A 23,027-nucleotide genomic window follows, 5' to 3' on the forward strand; every position below is an offset into this window, starting at 1 on the left:
GTCAGATATTCAGAGAATGGCGGGCTGAAGCCCACCACACGCTCCCAAATTATGCCTTCGCCTTTTCATCGCCAGGCAGCACGTAGTCCGTGCCTTCCCAAGGAGACAAAAAGTCGAAGTTGCGGAATTCCTGCTTCAGCTCCACCGGCTCGTAGACGACGCGCTTGGCGGCATCATCGTAGCGGACTTCGACGAAACCGGTCGTCGGGAAGTCCTTGCGCAGCGGGTGACCTTCGAAACCGTAGTCGGTCAGGATACGACGCAGATCCGGATGACCTGTAAAGAGAACACCGTACATGTCCCAGGTTTCGCGCTCGAACCAATCGGCGCCGGGATAGATACCGCAAGCGGAGGGAACAGGCTGATCTTCGCCGACGGGAACCTTGACGCGGATGCGCAGGTTCCTCTTGGGCGACAGCAGATGGTATACCACGTCGAAACGCTCGACACGCTGCGGCCAGTCGACGCCGCAAATATCCGTCATGTTGACGAAGCCGCACTTGGCGTCATCACGCAGGAAGGTCAGCAGGGCGATAACGTTTTCGGTCGTCGTCGTCACGGTCAGCTCGCCATATTTGATCTCGCTCGATGAGATCAAGGCGCTGCGGACTTCCGTGAGGTAGGCGGCAAGCTCGTTCAGGGCTTCACTCATAATACCTTGTCCCCTGCCTTACCGTTCGATCGTGCCGGTGCGCCGGATCTTCTTCTGCAGCAGAAGCACGCCGTAAAGCAGCGCCTCCGCCGTGGGAGGACAGCCCGGAATATAAATGTCGATCGGAACGACACGGTCGCATCCGCGAACGACGGAATAGGAATAGTGATAATAGCCGCCGCCGTTGGCACAGGAGCCCATCGAAATGACGTAACGCGGCTCGGGCATCTGGTCGTAGACCTTGCGCAGAGCGGGCGCCATCTTGTTGGTGAGCGTGCCGGCAACGATCATGACGTCAGATTGGCGGGGCGAAGCGCGCGGCGCAAAGCCGAAGCGCTCGACGTCGTAACGCGGCATCGAAACCTGCATCATCTCGACGGCGCAGCAGGCGAGACCAAAGGTCATCCACATCAGCGAGCCGGTACGAGCCCAGTTGATCAGCTCATCGGTGGAGGTGACCAGAAAGCCCTTGTCGGCCAGCTCATTGTTGATCTCGCCGAAGAACGGATCATTGCTGCCGACGGGCCGGCCGGTCGCGGGATCGATGATCCCCTTCGGCTGGGGCGCAACGAGCGTCGTGTTGCTTGGAGCTACTCCCATTCCAGGGCTCCCTTCTTCCATTCATAGATAAAGCCGATGGTCAGCACCGCGAGGAACACCATCATCGACCAGAACCCGAACCAGCCGATCGCACCGAAAGATACGGCCCACGGAAAGAGGAAGGCGACTTCCAGATCGAAAATGATGAAGAGAATCGATACCAGGTAGAAGCGGATATCGAACTTCATGCGGGCGTCGTCGAATGCATTGAAGCCGCATTCGTAAGCCGACAGCTTTTCCGAGTCAGGCGCCTTGAAGGCGACGGCAAACGGCGTGATCAACAGCGCCAGGCCAATCACCAGGGCAATACCAATGAAAATCGCTATCGGAATATAGGAACTGAGCAGTCCAGTCATCATGTCCATCCCTGCTTGCGGTCGGCGCCGGGGCGGCGCATCTGAGCAAATGCCCAGCAAGCGAAAGAGCGTTGCAACAGAGCCGTGGTTAGCGCAGGCGGAGCGCGCGCGCAAGCCTTTTGAATCTGTCGTTCAGGGTCCTGTCGAGCGGTAGATATCAATGTGTTGCGACGACAACGCGACAAATTGGCGCAAACGCGAAAAGGCTCGTTCGCAATCGCAATAAATTGACGTTTGATTGTAATGGCTTGGAGAGAATGGCGCGAGTGACGGGGCTCGAACCCGCGACCTCCGGCGTGACAGGCCGGCACTCTAACCGACTGAGCTACACCCGCGCATTGTTTGGCCTTTCAGCCAGTACGGATCCGAAATTTGCCTTGAAATGGCGCGAGTGACGGGGCTCGAACCCGCGACCTCCGGCGTGACAGGCCGGCACTCTAACCGACTGAGCTACACCCGCATTGTATTTCAAGCATTCCAGATGCTTCCGCACCCATCAAAGCGGCCCTCGCCGTTCGATGAGCGGCTAACTACGGGGTTCGTGTTTGGGTGTCAAGCAGGTTTGAATACAAATCGATGACAGAATGCGAATTGTTTTGGACAAGCACTCCTGCAATTTTCGGTCCTCTCGATTTCACATGGCAGGTTCCCGCCTCACGCATTTCATGAGAGCCTGATATGCATGGGGAATAACCTGGCGGACGTCGAACGACGCATATGTTGACGGGTGCGGCCAGGAATGTGCAAAAATCAAAAAAATCAAAAAATCTTCATAAACACTCTTGCGGTTTTTCCTCGTTCCGCATAGATCACGGCCACCGAACGCGGCGGGCCAATGACCCGCTTCGCAGAAGGGCGATTAGCTCAGTTGGTAGAGCGCCTCGTTTACACCGAGGATGTCGGGAGTTCGAGTCTCTCATCGCCCACCACTCCCATACAGGTTAAATTATTGGTTCATGTGCGAGACGCATCGATTGCGTCTTCTGGACGGGCGCCCCCGCATGTCCGACTGCAGTCGCTCAGTAATTGCCGAGAATAATCACGCCGAGAAGCACCACGGAAACAAGCACGAGGGCTGCTATGATTATAAGCAGCTCCTTCAACATGAATCGTTCCATCTTGCTGTCATCCATGACGTTTGCTCCCGGCAAACCGTTATTGAAATTCACTCCCAACGTCGAATCGCCGCGCCGGGTTCTCAATCAATCCACATGTAAGCGGTCGTATTGTCAATTTCAGCCTGACGCCCCCTCGCGGCGGCATTCTTCTTTCATCCCATTGCATCTTCATTACGGCACATGAAACTTTATCGGCCGCTGCCTTGGCGGCGGGTCGATGTAGGCGTCGGGCAAATTGACCGTTCGCGATAACAGTCTCTCGGCAATCTGCGCGGCGGCGGCGCGAGCGCCCTCGCGCGAGCAAAAGTTGCCGCGTACCTGTACTGCCGCGGCCAGCAGGCGAAAGAATGCATCGCGCAGTTCCGGTGACGGCTGCGTCGGCTCCAGCCAGAATTGATCCAGGTTCCCCTGGTCACTCAGTCCATCGATATCGTAGATCGCGGCTCCCAGCGCTTTGACCGGCTTTCCCGCCTGCAGCGCCGAAAGGGCCGCAGTCGAGTTGACCGTTACCATGCCCTGGCTGGCGACAATCAGCCGGTCGAGACTGCCGCCATCGATCAGATGGATGCGCGGCGACAATCCGCATGAGGCGCCGATATGCTCGACATAGGCCCGCCAGTCCACGAGCCCGTTGTCGAGCGGATGAAGCTTTAGGACGAGATGCATATCCGGCGCTGCATGCTCCGCAAAAGAACGGAGAATCAGCCGGATCGCATCCTGCTGCTGATGAAAAGGCGAATGCGCGCGGAGCTGAAAATCGGTCTGAAGCTGCAGAGGATAGACGAAGAATCGTTTACCACCTGCAATCAGTTCCTCGATCACACCCTGCGCTTCCCGTGTCCTTCTGCCGCTTGCCGGCAGTTTTTTCAGCCATCCGGCATATTCCATCAAGGGATGGTAGAGCCCGTGCCGGCGATAGCCGGGATAGAGGAACCACAGAAAGACGGTCGGCAGATAGTAGGCGAGATCGTAAAGCGCTTCCGCCAGGAAAGTCTGGTTGTAACGACGTGTCCAATCCGGCTCCGGCAGATTGGACGCTGCCTTCAGAATATGGACCGGATTGGTGGGAAAATGCGAATTGGAAGAGAGGCCGTCTCGCTCGAGGGTCACCCAGTCCGGCCGCAAATAACCCATTTCCACGACATTGACGGCAACGCCGGCGCGGCGTGCCTCCTCGATGGCGACCCGGTGATAGGGCCGCTCTTCGCCATGTAGGATCAGATCCGTGACATTCTCGGCTTCGATTCGAAGCCTGACATAGGCGCGCCATCCGGCAAAGTCGCCGCGATAGTTGAACGCCTTGCGGCGGCGCCACGAAATCCAGTCCCCGGCATTCAGGTTGATGCGGATGCAGCGGCCGCCGGCCTTCGCCAATATCCTGGCAGTCTCGACGAACAAAGGCGAGGATGGGCCTTGCAGGAAGAGGAAGACGCGCGGTCGCGCGGCCCCCTCCCCGCTGGGCATCATTCCGCAACCTCGGTGGCAAGACCGGCATAGCGCAGCAATGTGCCGATCAGATTCCAGGGCGCCTCTTCCTGCGGCGGCTGCGGCTTTTGCGAATGAGCGCGCGCGCGGCCAAGCGGAACGATGACATAATCGGTGCGCGGATCCGGGAACGGATCGGCAAAGGCCTTCAGTAGGGGTGCGTGATCGCCATAGAAAAGCAGCCAGACCGGGCGATCCAGCCTATCGAGGTGATGGGCGAGATTGCCGAGCGCGTGATCGGCGCGCATCAGGAGTTCGCCGTAGATATCCACCGGATTGACGAGGTCGCCGCAACGGCCCGGCTCCCAGGGGCCGTGATTCGCCATGGACGCGACAAAGAGGAAGTTCTTACTCGTGCCGTCATCATCGATCGTCCGAATCACGCTTTTTGTCAGCGAAAGGTCGCTGACATAAGGGCCATCGCGCTCGGGATTGTGATCGAACTCGTCCAGCATCATCATCCGGTCGAAGCCAAGCTGCGGCAACGCCTTGTGACGCAGGAAAAACGTCTTGTCGTAGGGATGGATGAACTGCGTCTTCCAGCCGGCCTTTTTCAGCCGCGCCGGCCAGACGACATCCTTGTAATGGCTGGCGCGCAGATAAGGGTAGCTGGCGTCGATATGCACATTTTCGGGCAGTAGCCCGCTCAAGACAGCAAACTCGGTTCGTAGCGTATAGCCACCCTCGAAGACGCTGGTCATGCGGCCCCATTGCGCAGCCTGCTCCCTCAGACGGTCGAGATTGGGAAGCTTGATATTGTCGACGCCGAAATGTCTGAGATCGATGAAGGATTCGGATTGCCAGACGACGATGAGCGGTTCGTCTTCGCCATGTTCCCAAAGCTCCTGCAGCGCGGACATGAAGCGCTCGGACAATTCCGAAACGATTGCCTCGCGCCGGACACCGACCCAGATGACGAAATGAAAAACGACGGAGGCAAAGGTGCCGAATCGCACCGTATCGCTCTTGACGTCAACCTTGCCGAGAAATTTCTGCGTAAGACGGCAGACCGGTTCGCTGACGACCCGGCTGAACAAAGCGATCCATGGCGTAAAGGCTGCAGCCAGCATCAGCAGGATCCAAAGCACGCCGTGGTTGTCCGGCAGAACCGCAGGCTCCAGATACATGTAAAGACCGCTGAGGCCGAAGACGTAGGCAAAAGCGATGATCCAGAAGACGATGTTCAGCGATGTCGCGTAGAAGATCTCCTTGTATTTGAAGACATCCACGACGAGCGCGATGTCCGAAAATACCAGAGGCTCGCGGATGAACTCGAATTTCGCCCTCGATATGCCGGTGAAGATGACGAAGAAACTGATGACGGCCTGAGTGCTGTAGATCGGGCGCCAGGAAATGGCGAAGAAAGCCGCATAGATCAGGATGATAACCGGAATTCTTGCCGCCCAGTCGCAGGCTACTCGCCGCCAGCTTCTTTTCGTACGGTTCTCGGCGTTGATGGCCGCCGGCATCGCCAACGGATCGGTCAGAAAGACGATGACGCAGGAAAACGCGAAGCAGGCAAGCGTCAAAAGAACTGGAAAATCGTGAAGCTTCAAGACTGCGCCATCCAAATGCCCGCTGCCTCGGCAGCATTTCCATACCAGCGAGGAACGGGCCGCCAATACCCCTGACTTACCTTCTCTTGCACGTGTTTCGCTGGCGGTGCAACTCCTGCGCCTGTTTTGTATTACTTATCGCGATCAAAGCTCTGCTTGCCGGTATCGGCAAGACCGCTATCCGCCTCGTCACCAAATATTTTTCGCGCCTTGCGTGAAAACCACCATAACAGCAATGGTTTTATCAGGGGTCCGAAGTAAGCCAGCGCCGTCAGCGAAAACCCGAAGTGAATCTTCTGCCTGCCGCGATCCATCCCACGGACGATTCTTGCTGCGACCTCCTCCGCACTCCACGGCTTGACGGCCCCCATCAAAATCTCCGCTTCGCGCGGCCTTAACGCGATTTCCCGGGCATATTGCGGCGTCATCGTATCGGGCGGGAAGCAGATCGAAATCTGCACGCCCCAAGCGCCGGCTTCCGCGCTCAAAGCCTCGGCAAAGCCAGCCAGCGCCGATTTGGATGCGCAATAAGCGCTATAGCCAAAGATACCGATCAAGGCGGCACCCGAAGAAATCATCATGATCCGGCCGCCGCGCCGGCTTTTCATGCCGACGTAGACGGCACGGACCACGTTGGCCGTCCCGAGGAGATTGATGGAGATCTGCTGATCGAAAACCAACGCGGGCATTGCATCGAAGGTACGGGGCTCGACGATACCCGCGGAAGCGACAAGAATATCGCAAGGGCCGAAGGACGCCTCGCAAAGCCTTACCGCCTCGGTAGTCTGTTCGGCAGAGGCCACATCAACGGAAGCCGTCCGGATAAAGGCACTGTCGACACCGGGAAGCATCGCGATTTCAGCACACGCCTCTTCGAGACGCCCGGTATCGCGAGCAAGAAGCGAAACCCGAGCCCCTCGGGCCGCATAAAGCTTGGCTATCGCGAGACCAATTCCGCTTGAACCTCCCGTGACGATAACGTGCATGAGACGATCGCCCCGAAACTTAAGAGCCGCCTGGAGTTTGAGCCATGGGCAGCAGTTGCACCATCTTCTCCATATCCAGCGAGGCAAGACCGAAATTGCGGTCCTTCAAGCTCTTGAGTTTTTCCGCTGTCAGCCTGACCGCGCGCCGGATTTGCTCCTCGGTATGATTGCAGGTGATGAAGAAACGAAGGCGCGCCATGCCCTCGGGCACCGCCGGATGGATGATGGGCAGCACGTTGATGCCTTCGGCGAGCAGGTCGTTGGAAAGCTGCGCGGCCCGAAGCGAATCGCCGACAATCACGGGCACGACCGAGTGCCCCACGCTGAGGCCGGTATCGAGGCCAGCCGCCTTTGCCTCCTCGAGAAACAGATGGCCGTTGCGCCTAAGCCGCTCGGTTCGCTCCGGTTCAGACTTGAGGATATCGAGGCCAGCGATGGCGGCGGCGGCGAGAACGGGCGAAAGGCCGACGCTATAGACGAAACCGCCTGCTTCCGCCTTCAGAATATCGGCAAGCGCACGCGTGCCGGCAATATAGCCGCCGCAGCTCGACGTCGTCTTCGAGAGCGTGCCCATCCAGATATCGACATCACGCGGATCAAGATCGAAGTGCTCGAATGTGCCGCGGCCCGTCCTGCCGAGAATGCCAAGCGCATGCGCCTCGTCGACCATCAGCCAGAAACCATAGCGCGCCTTGAGCTCCAGCAGCGCCGGCAGGTTGGCGATATCACCATCCATCGAATAGATGCCTTCGACGATGACCAGAATGCGCCGGAAATCCGACGACAGCGTCTTCAGGATATTCTCGAGGCTATCGACATCATTATGCTGGAACAGCCGACGGGCGGCACCGGAAAGCTTGATGCCGGCAAGCGCGCTGTTATGAATGAATTCATCGTGGATCACGAGATCCTGCGGCCCCATCAGGCAGCCGATGGCAGCGACATTGGTCAGATAGCCGCTGACGAAGCAGACGGCGGCATCGACGCCATAGACCTCGGCAAGCCTGCGCTCGAGCTCCACATGATCAGGTCGCTCGCCTGCGACGAGACGACTGGCCGACGCCGAGATTCCGAAGCGGTCAATCGCCTCCTTGGCGCGCTTGGCGACATGCGGGTCCGTATTGGTCGCCAGATAATCATAGGAGGCAAAATTGACGAATTCGCGCCCGCCAATGCGCGTCGTCGCGCCGGCGGCGGCATCATGCGACCGATAGAATGGATTGGCGACGCCGAGCAGCTCGCCTGCCATGCGCTGCGTTGCGACACGCTTATACTCGGGCAGATCCTCGAAACGGGTCGCCTGACGCGGTTGTGACTGTGGTTGCCGGTTCAGCCTTTCGGTCCGATTGCGGCCGGAGGATTCGCCCACACGGCGCATCTGCTCAAGCAGCTTGCTTTTCTTCTGCTCCGCCTGTTCGCCATTATAGGTCACTGCACGGCCCTTTTTTCGTGTTCTGCGGCATGGCTGCGCGCCAGGCGCTCGACCACCTCGTCTCCGGCCATGTCACTGGCAGCATTATCGCCGTTGCGATTCATGACCCGATCACGCAAACGGCTGACGACATCGCCCACCGTCGTCCCCTCGCCTACGCCGCTCAAAGGAATATCGAAGCCGGTTTTCTGCTGGAAGCTCATGCCGAGCTCCATAGCCATCAGGCTATCGAGGCCGATATCCTTCAAAACCTTGTCGGGCGTCACCGTGTCTTCGGTCACGCGCAGGATGGCGGCAATCTCTGCCGCGACAAGCGCATGCAGAGCGGCCTGAGCCTCTTCTTCCGATTTCCCGCTGATCAGTTGCCTGAGATCGATGCTGTCTCCGTCGTTGAGGGCCTGATGGCTGCCTGCATGGCGCATCAGCGGCTCGAACAGAGAACGTCCGGCAATCGGCAGCAAACGAGCCGCATTCCAATCGATCTCGGCGATCATGACCGCCGCCGCGTCGACATCCCCTCTGTCCGCCAGCATATAACGCTCGACCTGTTCCAGCGCATCGCGTGCCTTCAACGCCGCCTTTCCGATACGCTTGGAAAGGAGATCATTGACCTCGATGTTGCGAGCAAGGAAGCCCTTGTCGGCGATCGCGCCGAAGCCGACAGCGAGCGCGGGCCTGCCTGCGGCCCGACGCGCACGCGCCAACCCCTCCAGATAGCCATTGGCCATCACATAGTTAGCCTGACCTGGATTGCCGAGCATGGTCGTTGCCGAGGAGAACAGCAGGAAGAGTTCCAGCCTGTCATCTCGCGTCAGACGATCCAGATTTTCCGCACCACGGATCTTGACCTCGAGAACGGGGCGATTGCGTTCCGGCGTCAGATTGACAAGGAGTGCGTCGTCCAGGACCATGGCGGCGTGAATGACGCCCTTCAATGCCCTTTCGGTGCGGAGCGAAGCAAGCAGCGTCTCAACCGCGGCGGCATCGGTGATATCACAGGCATGCAGCGTCGTAACGACACCCCGCTTTGCCCAATCTGCTATCGCCTGCTTCGTTTCAGCGTCGGCAATGCCGCGACGCGAACATAGCGCTATGCGGCGCGCGCCCTTCGAAACGAGCCAATCGGCGGCAGACAGCCCGAAGCCGCCAATGCCGCCAGCGATCAGGAAAACACCCTTGCCATCGACACGCAGAGATTTCGCGGGTGCGCGCAAGACGCTGTCAACACCCGCAACGGGTGGCCGCACCACGATTTTGCCGATATGGCCGGCATTCTGCATCAGCCGGAAGGCATTGCCGATCTCGTCATAAGCGAAGGCGCGATATGGCAGCGGCGTCAGCTTTTCCTCAGCGAAAAGCTGACCGATCTCTCTGAAGATGCGCCGAGTGAGATCGGGTACGTTGACCAGAAGCTGATCCGCATCGATACCGAAATAGCTGACATTGCGTCGGAACGGACGCAGGCCGATCTTACGGTCGGAATAATAGTCGCGCTTGCCGAGCTCCAGGAAGCGGCCAAATGGCTTGACCAGCTCGATGCTCCGCTCCATCGCTTCGGAAAAGAGCGAATTGAGGACAAGATCGACACCTTCCCCACCCGTAAGCCGCCGCACGCCGGAAACGAAATCCAGAGAGCGGGAATCAAGCACATGATCGGCGCCGAGCATTTCGAGGAAGCCACGCTTCTCGACCGTGCCGGCGGTGGCGATCACCCTGGCACCCTTAAGCTTGGCAATCTGGAGCGCCGCCAGACCGACGCCGCCGGCAGCTCCATGAATCAGTATGGTTTCACCCGGCTGAATGCGCCCAAGCTCAACCATCGCATAATAGGCGGTCAGAAAAGCTACAGGCACGGTTGCAGCCGCAACGGTGTCCATCCGTTCGGGGAGCTTCGTCACTCCATCGCGGTGAACACGGACATGGGTCGAGAACGCAGCAGGCCCGATCCCCATCACCTTGTCACCCGGCTTGAGATCGTCGACGGCATCGCCAACGGCAAGAATTCGCCCAGCGAATTCCATGCCAATGGTGGCACCGGCAAAGCCGTCTTCCAGCGCCTCCTCCGGCAAGAGCCCCATAGCCCACATAACGTCGCGGAAATTGAGGCCGGTCGCTTCGACGGAGACGACAATCTCCCTCTCGTCAGGCACAGGAAGGCTTACTTCCTCCCAGACCACGCTATCCAGACGACCGCCTACATGTTGCCGGATCATCGCCGCGGCAAAATCCCGGCGGCTTGCTTCGACGGCATCAAAGGGACCTGCGGCAGCTCTGATCTCCCGGACCTTTCCGGTCGCGCGATCCATGAACCATTCCCTATTATCCGTGTCCGCCGTCATGAGGGTATCAACTGCGGAAAACACTCGCCCGTCATCCGCATCGGCATCCAGCAGATGGATGTCAAAGGCATCATATTCGTTTTGAAGAACGCGGCCCAAAGCCCACAGACCGGCATTCGCGTCGTCGACGGGGCGAGCCGACAGCGGAGAACCGCCCGGCGCCAAGATCACCAGTCGAGGCCGCGCTCCATCGCCGTGCTGCGACAGCAGGTTCGCCAGTTCGGTGAAGATCGAGAGACGCGATAGTGAAAGTTCCACCGCAGCGCCGCGCTTCACGCCGGCAAGATACACGATCCGGCTGGTTCTCCGGTTGACCGGATCGAGAGCGCCGGTAATATCTGGCGACGATACATCAAGATCGATGACCTTTGCATTCTCACCCAGCTTGCCAAGACCTTTCTTGCCCTGCTCCGACAAGATCAGGATGGGCTCGGCGGTCTCTACGATGGCAGCTGTTTCCAGTTTCCGTTCGGATACAGCCGATACCGCTATCAACGCTCCCTCGGGGAATACCTGCTCACGGATCAGCGGCTTGGCAAAGCCCAAGCTCCCCAGGAGCTCGGCGATCTGCTGCGGCGTGCCGAGCCGCCCAACGGGGAATTCGGGCGACGGGCTATCGGCAAACCAACCTTCGGAAAGGCCGAAGACGAAATCATTGAAAGCGCTCGGTGCACGATCGACCAGCAACAACCGCGCGCCGCAGGCGGCAACCGTCCGGACAGCCCGCTTGATATCGTCATTGTGGAGCATCAGGTACTGGCTCTGATCGCCGGAGGCGACGACGAGGTCCGCGACATAGCGATCCGTCAGTTTGGCTGGGTCGGTGACGATGACATGCGCTTCGCGTTCGAATGCGATCTCCAGTGCGCGGCGCGCCTGCTCACGCGGCTCGGCGATCACGAGACATGCGCCCGCTGCTGCGGTGATCGTCGCCAGTTTTCGGCTGAAAGCGGCCGAAACCGAGCCGACTTCCAAAACGTGTGCGATCGCGCCGGCATCGGCCTCGATGGCGGATGTCAATGCTTCCGCGAGCATCGCAAGCCGCCGTTCGCTCAAGGGCGAATGAACAAGCACATGCTCCAGAGTCGCCCCACCCGGAATGTTTGCCCCCTGGGCAACAGGCTCACGCTCCAACACGTGCGGCCGTATCGTCGCCAGATGTTCGAGCGTCTCGCGATAGGCATCGCCAACGAGAACACTTTCGGCCACGCGCCCAGCGTCCTCACGATAGATTTCCTGCAGCAGCTCAGCCACAGGCGGCAGTGTCGGCTCCAGGGGAACGTGCCACTTGCCGCCTCCCGTCTCCGCGATGCCGGCATCCTCCAGAATGTAGAGGCAATTGACAAGGAAAGACCGGAATTCGGCATCGCCGGGAAGGCCGGAAAATGCGACGGCGCCGTTACGGTCCGCAACCTTTAGTGCGATATCGTAGCAGGCGCGATAGACTGCGGCTTCAAGAAGAAGGCTTGCATTGTTGAGCGCATGGCTCTCGCCGGAACTGCCGTACGACGGAATCTGCCCTACGTTAGCGCCCGATTTGTGCGCGCCAGCGAAAAGAGCCGAAGGTACGCTCTCGTAATGAAATGCAACAGAATCGAGCGTTGCCCTGCGGCGCAGCTGTGTGCGCCGGAAACGACAATCGTCAAGAACGGCAACCGCGCTACCCTTCGCATCGAACAAGGTGAAACGGGCCTTGATCGAATTCGCGCTGAAACGCTCGATCTCAATGAAGGCTTTGACGATCGATCTTTCCTTGCCGAAAGCTCTCACGGTGCCAAAGTGAACGGGAATATAGGGAGCGCCGGTTTCGTCGCCGGAAAATTGATCGAACAATGCGACGAGACCGTGAAAGGCCGCGTCGACCGACATAGGGTTGAGATTATAGCTGGCGAAGGGATGAGACGGTGAGGCAGCCGTCTTCAGGTCCACTTCGATCGCATGATGACCAGACGCCACGGCTTTCGACAGAAGCTGGAAATGTGGGCCGTAATGCAATCCGAAACGTTCCGCGGTTTCGTAGGCCACCTCGGACGTCAATATGGATTCACGGTCCCCGCTCGATCGCGCGGCGGCCTTGCTATCCATCTCAGCCGCCAGCGGCTTGCGGCAACGTCCGACCGCATGCACTGTCCATTCGTCATGGCTGAGGCGCTCGCGCGACCGGATTTCGAGATCGCCCGTCTCGGGTGACAGAATGGTGGACAGTTCGACCATCCTGTCCTGAGATAATTCGAGCGGCCGGAAGATTTCGAGATTGCCGATTTCGACTTCATCAGTCCCGTAATAATGCTGCGCAGCCGTTACCGCGATTTCGATAAAGCCGCTGCCGGGAAGGATTGCCTTACCATCCACCACATGTTCGGCGAGGTCTGGAAAAAGGCGGGCGTCGAGATGGTTCTTCCAATTCGTACCATTGCGATCGGCGCGCCAGCCAAGCAGCGTATACGGGCTTTTGCGGTCGCGACCGAAAATATCGATCTCGTCCGTCGTCGCATGGGCACGAAGCTCCACCGGCTCGAAAGGCAGGGGCGGCAGCTTGACGAAGGCGTTGCGCGTGGCGCTGTTGCGCGTGCGTAGCGCAGGCGCACCATTGGCAACCGCCCGTGCAAATGACTGTGAGACCGGATCATGGCCATCAATCGGGGCCTCGCGCAACAAAGTCGGTATTGCGATTGCCTGAACCGATGCCTGTTTTGCGATCTCCGCGACATAGTTCGACAGGATCGGGCGCGGTGAAATCTCTATAAAGAGGTTGCAGCCCATTGCCAGAGCGACCTGACAGCCAGCCTTGAAAAGCACGGGATCGCGAACATTGCGCCACCAATATTGCGTATCCAGCAGGCGCCCATCGCGCAGTTCGCCTGTTACCGTCGAGATGAAGGTCCCAGTGCCGCTATCCGGCGCGAGATCGGGCAGGTCTGCGAAAAACGCCTCCCTGGCACGGTCGATGATGGGATGGTGGAATGGATAGTTGATATCGAGAATATGCGCGACGATCTGAGATTTACGCGCGGCGTCCCTGTAGGCCTCTATCTCATCGGCAGGACCGGAGATCGTTACCGAATTCGGCGCGTTGACAGCCGCAATACATATATCGTCCAGGCCCCTGGCTTTCGCAAAAGCCAGCGCTGCATCCTCGCCAAGCACAACGGCGGCCATCTTGCCCTCACCGGCAAGAAGATCCTGATGGAGCGAACGCTTCGCGACGATTGCAACCGCCTCGGCAGCCGTCAGCACCTTGGCTGCGTAGGCGGCTGCGATTTCGCCCACCGAGTGGCCGAAGACCGCATCCGGCTTGACGCCCATCGACCAGAGGCAATCGGAGAGGGAGGCCTGGATCGCGAACAGCAGCGGCTGCGCGATCTTGGTATCGGCCAGGCGGGCAGCAAGATCAGAGGCGACCAGAACATCAGTCAGCTTCTCGCCGAGATAATATTCAAAGAGAGCGCTGAAAGATTGAAAGCATTGCCGGAAATGGCGGTTTTCCTGATAGGCGCCGATGCCCATTCCCGCCCATTGCGCGCCGTTGCCGGAAAAGACGAAGGCGATCTTGGTGGCCTGGGCCGGAGCTTCGCCAGCCTCGCCGGCCGAATTTCTCCCTGCAAGATGCGCATCGATCGCAGCAAGCACGGCTGCACTGTCTTTTGCGCGGGCTGCGAAACGATGACGCATGGGTTCGCGATTGGCAGCGGCAGAAGCAACAATCTGACGCGCTTCTTTGGGCTCGGCCGTTTCAAGGCGAGTCCTATAGTCTTCGAGCAGCGCCGAAAGAGCCGAGGCCGTATGAGCGCTGACGGCGAAAACGACCCCCTCGCCTCGGATTGACGGTTCGGGCGGTGCAATCGGATCGGGGTCACTGATGACGACGTGAGCGTTTGTTCCGCCAAAGCCGAAGGAATTGATCCCGGCAAAGCGTGCCTGCTTGGCCGGAAGAAGCTCGATCGTTGATGTATTGACCCGAACGTTCAGGCCCTCGAAATCGATGGACTCATTCGGGTGGTCGAAGTGCAATGAGGCCGGTAAGAAATTATTTTCAAGCGCAATCACAGCCTTCAACAGCCCGAAAAGGCCGGATGCCGGTTCGGTATGGCCGATATTCGTCTTGATCGAGCCGATCGGCACAGGCGCCCGCCGATTGCGCCCTATGACTTCGCCGATCGCCCAGATTTCGGCGGGGTCGCCGACCTTCGTTCCCGTCCCATGCCCTTCGATGAAGGCGATGCGATTGACGTCGATATTGCGCCCTTCATAGATCGACTGAAGCAAGGCGGCCTGCGCCTCGCGCGACGGCATGGAGATGCCGTTGGTGCGTCCCGAAGAATTGACGCCCACGGCATGTATCCTGGCATAGCTGCGGTCCTTCTCGCGCAGTGCAACGTCCGTCCGGCGCAATACGATCGCCGCACCACCTTCTGCGCGAACGTAACCGCGACCGCTGTCGTCATAGGCGCGGCAGAGCCCTTCCGGCGATAGCATGCGCGCCTGCGCGAAGCCCACGAAGGACATGGGGTTGAGCAGAATATTGATGCCCCCGACGATCGCGGTATCGATCTCTCCGTTTTCGAGGGCCTTCACCGCCTGGTCGAGCGCTACCAGCGACGACGAACAGGCCGTGTCGATCGTCATGCTTGGCCCACACAAGCCGAATATATGCGAGATGCGGTTGGATGCGATGGAAAGCGCATTGCCCGTCATGAAATACGGGCCACCCGAGGCGGGATCCTCGATCGTCAGATTGCCATATTCAAGGGAAGATGCGCCGACATAGACGCCCACCCGCTGGCCTTCGAACCCATCGATCGGCAGGTTTGCATCTTCCAAAGCTCGCCAGACAAGGTTCAGAAGGATGCGCTGCTGCGGATCCATCTGCATCGCTTCACGCTGGGAAAGGCCGAAAACCGCAGGATCAAAGGCATGGACATTCTCAAAGACGCCGGCTGCAAAACTGTAAGTTTTTCCCTGGATGCCCACAGCCGGATGCCAAAAGCGCGCAAGATCCCAGCGCTCCCCAGGTATACGGCTTACGGTGCAACGCCCCTCCTTTAGGACGAGCTGCAGTTCATCGATAGAACCCGCCCCAGGGGCAATGCTTGCGCGTCCGATAATCTCAACTGTCATGATCTCTCAGCAATATACCAAACTGACGAAATTCAATATCAGCTACTCACGCTTTCAACACCTGTAGTTGTCACTGACTAGTATTTTGCGTGTGCAGCCAATTTGCAGCAGCGCAGCAATCAACGCGATATGTGATTACTTGGACTCTCAATTCAAATCAAAGATCGCAGTTCTTGCTTGCGGCGGCTGCAGTTCTTTCACTAAATCAATTCGCGACGAATTTCCGTTACCGACAAGGCACGATCCGTCACAATCATACAGATGTCGGCATCGATCAACGAATACGATGGATGCTGATAGGCTAGGTAGACCCCCTGTCGTTCCGATTCTATTAATCACCGGCCTCGTCATGAACCTGCGCCGGCTGCACGCGACACAGGGCTTCATCGATCGCGCGCTTAACCCCGCCTATAGCCACGATAAATCAGACCCCAAGATCGTGGTGCCTACGCGCCTGCATATCCTGTCGATGTCTTAGAGCATTTCCGCTTTTCTTCGAATCGCGAAAACGCTCTATCTTCTTGTTTTTACGCAGTTCCGGACTTAAAATCGCTTCGCACTTTTGCTGGAACAGCTATAGCCCGATCCGGGACCGCTCCTCGTCAAAGCTGGATCAGATCGAGACCCCGACCGATCTCGCTCTTAGCGAGCTCGACTACGCTCTTCTCATGGGTAAACAGGATCGTCTGGAAACGATCGGCCGTAGCAGCCAGCACCTGTAGACCGGCGCTGACGCGCTCGTCGTCGAACGTCTGGAAAATATCGTCGACGATTAGCGGCGCAGGCTCGTTGCGGGCGGAATAATCTTCGAGGAATGCCAGCCGCAGCGCAAGATAAAGCTGATCGCCAGTTCCCTCGCTCAAGCCGTCAAGCGGTACACGCTCGCCTGCCGCACGCTCGGCCAGCAATTGTAGCGTGTCGCTTTCATCATGCGCTTCGACAAGACGGGAGAAACGACCGCCAGTCAGCTGCGAGAACAACTCGCCCGCCCGCCTGATGACGGGATCGGCCTGCTTTTCGCGATAGGCTTCCATCGAGCCGGCCAGCATTCGCGCTGCGATCTTGAGGACAACCCATTGCCGAGCAAGGTCCTTTGCCTCCTGCTCAGCCGCAAGCCTCTCAAAAACTGCGTATTCTGCGCTGACGCCGGTTTCCAGGGCCTGTCGTTGGCGGCGGTTCTCAGCCAGCCGGGCCGAAAGCTCGCCATGCATGGCAAACTGCCGCTGATCTTCCTCGGTCAACCGCTCAATTTCAAGATCGGCTGCAACCCGCTCAAAACCGGCAAGCTCGGCGCGAAGCTCGTCTTCGGCCTTGCCGTCAGCCTGCTGGCGGAATCGATCGCGGCTTTCGGCAAGCCGTGCGGCGAGACGCGCACGTTCGCGCAGCCGTAAGAGCAGTGCAGGCAGATCGTCGACACCGCGAAGATCCGCGGTTAGCTGGTCGAGTTCGACGGCAACGGCGCCGAGCACTGCCTCCTGGCGTGTTACCATGGCCTGCCAGCGCTGCCGCTCCTCTTCGAGGCCGTCGCGCTTTTTCAGCTCTCCGCGCATGGCGTTGACACGGGTATGCAGCGCCTCGGCAGCGGCATCCGGCGGCAGATGGTCCAGCTCATAGCCGCTGTTGGCGGCAAGCGTCGCCAGCCGCCGCTCGAAATCGGCCATATCGCGGCGCATACCGCTAACCCGGCGTAGACGGTTCTCCCGCTCCGCCAGGACATCGGGCAGTTCCTGCCATGCTTTCAGGGCAACATTCGCCATCTCCAAGGTCGTGTCGGACGGCAGCCGGAGCAGTTCGACGGCCTTGGCGAAGGCGGCGCGCCAGGCGACCTGCTGACGTTCCAAGAACTGCTGCTGATCGTCGAAGCGAGCCAGCCGGTCACGCGCGGCCCCGATCTCGCCTTCCCGCGTACGGCTTTCGCTCCAGCGCTCCGAAAGAAGGCGCAGATGCTTGCGCAAGCCTTCCGCAATCGCGGCCGGCGGAAGGCGGCCGCTCTTGTAGCCGGTCGCCTCGACGATATCCTGCAGGGCAGGCAAGACGCGCCCTTCCGCCAGTGCATTCTCATCCCGTTGATCGACTAAATCCCGCAAAGCCTTGCGTTCGCGTCGCAGCAGCTCCACTCCGCGGCGCCATTCCAGCATCGTCGATGGATCGAGGGCATCGACGCCGCAAGGCTCAAAAAGGGCTGCGAAGGCTGCCTGTGCATCCTTCAGCGATTTCTCGCAGCTCTTCAGCCGACCGGAAGCCTCCTCCCGCTCCCGCAGCAGACGCACCTGCCGCAAACGATAGTCGGCGTGGCGCGCGACACGATCCGCATCGCTCAGCGCGGCATCGGCCAGACGATCGGCCTCGGCCACGCTGACAGTCAGTTCCGCAAGAATCTTCTCTTCCGGGGCCGCACCGCCCTTCCATTTTTCCTGGATGGAGGACCATTGCGCATCGCGGCTCGCGCGCGCGGCGACGATCTGTTCGCGCGTAACAACCGGCCCGGTGCGCTCGGCATCCGCGAGGATTCGTGCTATTTCCGCCAGTTGCTCATCATAAGTCTGCAGCTTGCTGGTGGCATCGCGCACCTTCGATCGAGCGGCGTCGATCGCATCGCGATGTCCCGTAATCTCCGTCGCTTCCGGAAGCGGCACAGAAAACAATACATCGATGTCACTGACCGGTGGCTGCAGCCGTCCGGCCGCCTCGTGAAGATCGGCCTCGATGCGGTGTATCTGGGTTTCCAGCCCATCAAGGCGAGCCAAGGCGGAGAGATCGCTGCCCAAAGCCTCAAGCTGGTCAATATAAGGTCTCGGATCGATCAGTCGTCCGTTAAGGCTGTCCCTCTCCAGAGTGGTAAGCTGCCTGCGCTCGCTGTCAGCCTGCTCGGCAAGCGACTGCAGCTGCCGCGCGAGCTGCCGGCCTTCGTCCACCAATTCGGACAGGCGCGCGCGGTCGACGTCACTCGGCTGCTGCCGCTCCAGTTCGGCCTCGGCAAGACCGAGACGGCGCGCAAGCTGGGATAGCGTCGTGTCGTAACCGGCAAGTTCCTGATCGACGCGCGGCAGGTCCTGCCGTTGAGCACGGTAGTTGCCGGTATCTGCAAAGAGCTGGGTGATATCGCCCGACATCTGGAGCAGCGCTTCATCGACGTGAACACGCGCGAGGTCTTCCTCGGCACGCACAACGGCTTGTTGAGCACGGCGCAGTTCCTCTTCGCTCGCCTGTTTCTCGCGCAGCTTCTGTTCAAGCCGGTCGGCGAAACCGTTCGGTATGGCAGCGAGATCGGAAAGACCGTCGAGTGCAAGGGTTTCCGCACCGATCTCGGCAAGCAACGGCTGCAGGGTCTTCAGCCGCTTCAGCCGATCCAGCGCCTCGCGCGTGCCGCGGCGCTCCGCCTGCAGGCGCTCCAGCTCTGCTTCCAATTCGGACGCCTCGGCGAGAAGCTTCTTCCAGTCGCCGGATTTCAGCTCGTTGTCCCGCTCAGCCTTGCGGGCCTCCTCATAGCGATCGAGAGCCTGGTAGAAGCCGCGGTCCTTCGAACGTCGGGCTGCATAGATGCCGTCGGCCTCCGCTTCCAGCGACTGGCGCAGGCGCGACAGACCGGTAAGCCCGGAAGCTGCAGAAAACAGCAGGCTGCCGATCTCGCCGCCGCTGCGCAGCATGGCAGTCGCACCCTGCCGCAGCCGGTGTGAATCGAGGCCGAAGGCGCGCTCGAAGACATCACGGCTCAGATTGCCGAGGAAGGGCACAAGCGCATCGTCGGCCAGCGCCGTCTCCTTGTCATCGGGCGCGAGGAGCGTTCCCTTGCGGCCACGACGGCGGCGAAAACTTAAGCGTGCGCCATCGCGCGCGCTGAGATCGGCGCCGATCCGCAGAGTATTCGGCTCATGCAGGAAGCTTTGCTCGGCAGCGGCCGGGAAACCGAAGAGAAGATCTGAAATCGCGCTTAAAGCCGAGGATTTACCCGCCTCGTTCGGACCGTAGATTACATGCAGCCGTGCATTGGGCCGAAAATCAATGACGCGGTCGGTCAACGCGCCGTAACGGAGGATATTGAGCCGGGTGAAGCGCATCAGGCAGCCCCCTGCCCGCGCGCCAGCAGCAATTGCCGCGCCTCTTCGATGAGGGCATCCATGCTGTCATCCAGCGGCTGTTCCGTCGCGCCGAGGCCGCCCGGCAGGCGCACGGCAATCTCGTCGATCAGGCGGCTTGCTTCCGCCACAATATCGGCATCGCCAGCATGGTCTGCCAAAAGCTGGCGCAGATCGAGCGCACCGTCCGCCTCCACCGATCTTTCCGGCGGCGGCTCAAGCCGCAGTTCCAGCTTTTCCAGCCAGATATCCTCATGCACGCGATGACAGGCGGCTTCCACCTCGTCGCGCCATTGCTGGCGGTTGGCAGCGATCGCACCCTGCAGCGGCGTTACGCCGGAAAGCCGGACGCGTAGCGCGGTCATGCGACCCGCCATCTCATCGGCAATCGGCTGCACCGCCTGCTCCACATGGCGCAGGATCGCCGCCTGATCGTCCTCCGGTTCAACGACGATATCGACTTGCGCAAAGCGCGCCTCATCGACGATCAGACGCTCATGATCGATCCGCCCGTCTTCGACTGTCACCAGCACCGCGCCCTTGGCGCCGCGCTCGCGGATGTTGCGGCCCTGCAGATTGCCCGGAAAGATGACGAGCGGGTCTTGCGCCACCACTTCAAAGTCGTGCACATGGCCGAGCGCCCAGTAGTCATAGCCGCGCGAACGCAGATCATCGACGGAACACGGCGCATAGGGCGCATGCGGCTCGCGGCCGGTCAGCGAGGTATGCAGAATGCCGATGTTGAACCAACCGGAGACGCGTGCCGGATAGGTGATCGCCAGATTGTCATTGGCAGAGCGTTCGGCAAAGCCCTGACCGTGCAGCGCCACCTTCAGCGCCTCCAGCCTGACACTGCCCGGCTTGCCGATCGGGAACTCATGGACGTTTGATGGCAGAGTAATGGTCTTGGTGATGACGCTTGCCGCATCGTGATTGCCGCGCAGCAAATAGACCGGGATACCCGCCCGCTCCAGCCGCGCCATTTCGCGATTGAAGAACAGGCCAATCTTGTTGTCCTTCCAGTCACCATCGTAGACGTCGCCGGCAATGACGAAGAAATCGACGCGCTTTTCGATCGCCAAGCTCACCAACATCGAGAACGCCTTACGGCTCGCTTCGACGAAGATCGCCGCGACGGCGGCATCCTTCAAGGCCAGCCCCTGAAACGGACTGCCAAGATGCAGATCGGCGGCGTGAATGAAGCTGAAAGAGGGCATGGGCTCCGATAGCGGTCAGAAATCCGATCTCCCCTTTTAAGGAAGCGAAGGCGCTGTGAATACCGTGCCGGCGGCTTCATCCAACGGTTTCGTAAGCCGGCCAGCGCCCACCATGTTTCTAAGTCACGCGATTGCGATCCTCGATCGCCAATGTGCGCTTGTGGCCCTGTCGGACGGCTGCTACTGCGCTATCATCTTACGAATAAAAGAGAGGAGACTTTTCATGAGACATCATGCCTTTGGACGGACGCCCTTTATCGTGACCGATGTCGGCTTCGGAGCCTGGCAAATCGGCGGCGCATGGGGCGATGTCAGCGAGGCCGACGGTCGCGCGGCGCTGAATGCGGCTCTCGATGCCGGCATGACCTTCATCGACACCGCCGACGTCTATGGCGATGGCCGCTCGGAAAAGATCATCGCCGATGTGCTGAAGGCGCGTGGCGGTGAGCGCCCGATGGTGGCGACCAAGGCCGGCCGCCGGCTGAACCCGCATGTTGCCGACGGCTATACCAAGGCCAATCTGGAGGGCTTCATCGATCGCAGCCTGAAGAACCTCGGTGTCGAAAGCCTTGATCTCGTGCAACTTCACTGCCCGCCGACCGAAGTTCTCTATCGACCGGAAGTTTTTGCCGGGCTCGACGAATTGCAGAAGGCCGGCAAGATCAAGGGATACGGCGTCAGCGTCGAGAAGGTCGAAGAGGCGCTGAAAGCGATCGAATTTCCTGATGTCGTCAGCATCCAGATCATCTACAACATCTTCCGCCAGCGGCCAGACCATCTGTTCTTCAAGGAAGCTAAGCGCAAGAACGTCGCCGTCATCGCCCGCGTTCCCCTCGCCTCCGGCCTGCTCTCCGGCAAGATCACCCGCGACACGCAATTTGCCAGCGACGACCATCGTAATTTCAACCGTCATGGCGAGGCCTTCGATGTCGGCGAAACCTTTGCGGGCGTGCCGTTCGAAGTTGGTCTGCAGGCCGTGGAAGAAGTGCGCAAGCTGGTTCCGGCCGGCGTCAGCATGGCTGCCTTTGCACTCCGCTGGATCCTGATGAATGACGCCGTCACCGTCGTCATTCCGGGTGCGCGCAATGCCGAGCAGGCCAAGGCCAATGCCGCCGCGGCCGACCTCGCTCCGCTTTCGGCCGATGTCATGGCGGCAACGCGCGAAATCTACGAGCGACTGATTGCACCGCACGTTCATCATCGCTGGTAAGGCCATTTTGGCATGAATAGCCGGGACCCCGTTCCGGCTATTCGAAGATCAGTTCGAAACCGAGGAGGAGGAAGAGAATGAAGGTAGCGCTAGTAACGGGGGCATCGCGCGGCCTTGGCGCCGTAATCGCCTTGCAGCTCGCCGAGGCTGGCTGGGCCGTCGCCGTCAATTATGCGAGCGACACTCAGGGGGCCGAGAAGATCGTCGATACCATTCGGCAGCATGGTGGGCAGGCTTATGCCGCAAAATTCAGCGTGATCGACAAGGACCAGCTTGTGGACGGTCTGGAAAAAATCAGGGCATCGATCGGACCGGTCGATCTCATCGTCAACAACGCGACCGGCCCTCAGCCGGAAATGCCGCTCATGGAGCAATCCTGGCGGACCTATCTCGATCAGCTCGAGTTCTTCGTCAAGGCACCTCTGGAGCTGCTCCAAGCCGTGCTCCCCGATTGGCGGGCGCGCAAATCCGGCCGCGTTATCAATATCGGCTCCGAAGTCGCTGAGCTCGGCAATCCGAATTTCGGCAATTATGCCGCTGCCAAGGGCGCTATGCTCTCGATGACGCGCTCTTGGGCGAGAGAGCTCGCGCCAGAAGGCATTACCGTCAATCTCATCGCGCCTGGCTGGATACCGGTCGAGCGTCATGCCGATGCCTCGCAGCAGGCAAAGGACGGCTATCTCGCACAGACGCCCCTTGCCCATTTCGGCAGGCCGGAAAATATCGCCGATGCCGTCGTCTTCCTCGCCTCGAGCAAGGCAGATTTCATCACCGGCCAGAAACTCGCGCTCAATGGCGGCCGGACGCTGCTCTGACTCTGCACTTCGGTAGCAAAGCTCATCAGCCGAAGCTGTGGTCGTGGCGCTGCCTCGCACCTCAAGC

At 59.8% G+C, this 23,027-nt stretch carries 12 protein-coding genes and 3 tRNA genes; 3 read left to right on the forward strand and 12 right to left on the reverse strand.

Annotation, left to right across the window (positions count from 1 at the left end; translation table 11 throughout):
• Positions 1-49: 49 nt before the first annotated feature.
• From AC13QE_RS08860 to AC13QE_RS08880, 5 genes are all read right to left on the reverse strand, one after another.
• Positions 50-652 (reverse strand): NADH-quinone oxidoreductase subunit C, encoded by a 603-nt coding sequence (locus AC13QE_RS08860; protein ID WP_488483384.1) that lies wholly within the window; start codon positions 650-652, stop codon positions 50-52.
• A gap of 18 nt (positions 653-670) precedes the next feature.
• Positions 671-1,252, reverse strand: a complete 582-nt coding sequence (locus tag AC13QE_RS08865; protein ID WP_015339504.1) for a NuoB/complex I 20 kDa subunit family protein — start codon at positions 1,250-1,252, stop codon at positions 671-673.
• Entirely contained in the window at positions 1,243-1,608 is a 366-nt protein-coding gene (locus tag AC13QE_RS08870) for an NADH-quinone oxidoreductase subunit A (RefSeq protein WP_034489570.1), read from the reverse strand. Before AC13QE_RS08870 ends, AC13QE_RS08865 begins: the two co-directional genes overlap by 10 nt.
• Positions 1,609-1,866: 258 nt before the next feature.
• Positions 1,867-1,943 (reverse strand) — tRNA-Asp (locus tag AC13QE_RS08875).
• A 48-nt stretch (positions 1,944-1,991) separates the two neighbouring features.
• Positions 1,992-2,068 (reverse strand) — tRNA-Asp (locus tag AC13QE_RS08880).
• A gap of 393 nt (positions 2,069-2,461) precedes the next feature.
• On the opposite strand from AC13QE_RS08880, the gene AC13QE_RS08885 reads away from it, so the two are divergent.
• Positions 2,462-2,537: transfer RNA gene (locus AC13QE_RS08885), tRNA-Val, on the forward strand.
• A 360-nt stretch (positions 2,538-2,897) separates the two neighbouring features.
• Here AC13QE_RS08885 and AC13QE_RS08890 read toward each other — a convergent pair.
• From AC13QE_RS08890 to AC13QE_RS08920, 7 genes are all read right to left on the reverse strand, one after another.
• A complete protein-coding gene (locus AC13QE_RS08890) occupies positions 2,898-4,193 on the reverse strand; it encodes a capsule polysaccharide biogenesis protein (RefSeq protein WP_488483385.1) in 1,296 nt (431 codons plus the stop codon).
• Complete coding sequence (locus tag AC13QE_RS08895) at positions 4,190-5,767, reverse strand: LTA synthase family protein (RefSeq protein ID WP_488483386.1); 1,578 nt, start codon at positions 5,765-5,767, stop codon at positions 4,190-4,192. The genes AC13QE_RS08890 and AC13QE_RS08895 overlap by 4 nt, the downstream gene beginning before the upstream one ends.
• A 131-nt stretch (positions 5,768-5,898) precedes the next feature.
• Entirely contained in the window at positions 5,899-6,753 is an 855-nt protein-coding gene (locus tag AC13QE_RS08900) for an SDR family oxidoreductase (RefSeq protein ID WP_488483387.1), read from the reverse strand.
• Positions 6,754-6,772: 19 nt separating this feature from the next.
• Positions 6,773-8,131 (reverse strand): aminotransferase class I/II-fold pyridoxal phosphate-dependent enzyme, encoded by a 1,359-nt coding sequence (locus AC13QE_RS08905; protein WP_488483727.1) that lies wholly within the window; start codon positions 8,129-8,131, stop codon positions 6,773-6,775.
• Between the two features lie 50 nt (positions 8,132-8,181).
• Positions 8,182-15,642, reverse strand: coding sequence for a type I polyketide synthase (locus AC13QE_RS08910; protein WP_488483388.1), 7,461 nt, complete (start codon positions 15,640-15,642; stop codon positions 8,182-8,184).
• A gap of 602 nt (positions 15,643-16,244) precedes the next feature.
• Positions 16,245-19,700 (reverse strand): ATP-binding protein, encoded by a 3,456-nt coding sequence (locus AC13QE_RS08915; protein ID WP_488483389.1) that lies wholly within the window; start codon positions 19,698-19,700, stop codon positions 16,245-16,247.
• Positions 19,700-20,935 (reverse strand): metallophosphoesterase family protein, encoded by a 1,236-nt coding sequence (locus AC13QE_RS08920; protein ID WP_488483390.1) that lies wholly within the window; start codon positions 20,933-20,935, stop codon positions 19,700-19,702. The genes AC13QE_RS08915 and AC13QE_RS08920 overlap by 1 nt, the downstream gene beginning before the upstream one ends.
• Positions 20,936-21,158: 223 nt before the next feature.
• Here AC13QE_RS08920 and AC13QE_RS08925 point away from each other — a divergent pair, with 223 nt between their 5' ends.
• Together AC13QE_RS08925 and AC13QE_RS08930 are read left to right on the forward strand one after the other, a co-directional pair.
• Positions 21,159-22,145, forward strand: coding sequence for an aldo/keto reductase (locus AC13QE_RS08925; protein WP_488483391.1), 987 nt, complete (start codon positions 21,159-21,161; stop codon positions 22,143-22,145).
• Positions 22,146-22,222: 77 nt separating this feature from the next.
• Positions 22,223-22,960 (forward strand): SDR family oxidoreductase, encoded by a 738-nt coding sequence (locus AC13QE_RS08930; protein WP_488483392.1) that lies wholly within the window; start codon positions 22,223-22,225, stop codon positions 22,958-22,960.
• Positions 22,961-23,027 lie beyond the last annotated feature (67 nt).

The organism is Martinezella sp. CNPSo 3957 (assembly GCF_057784395.1).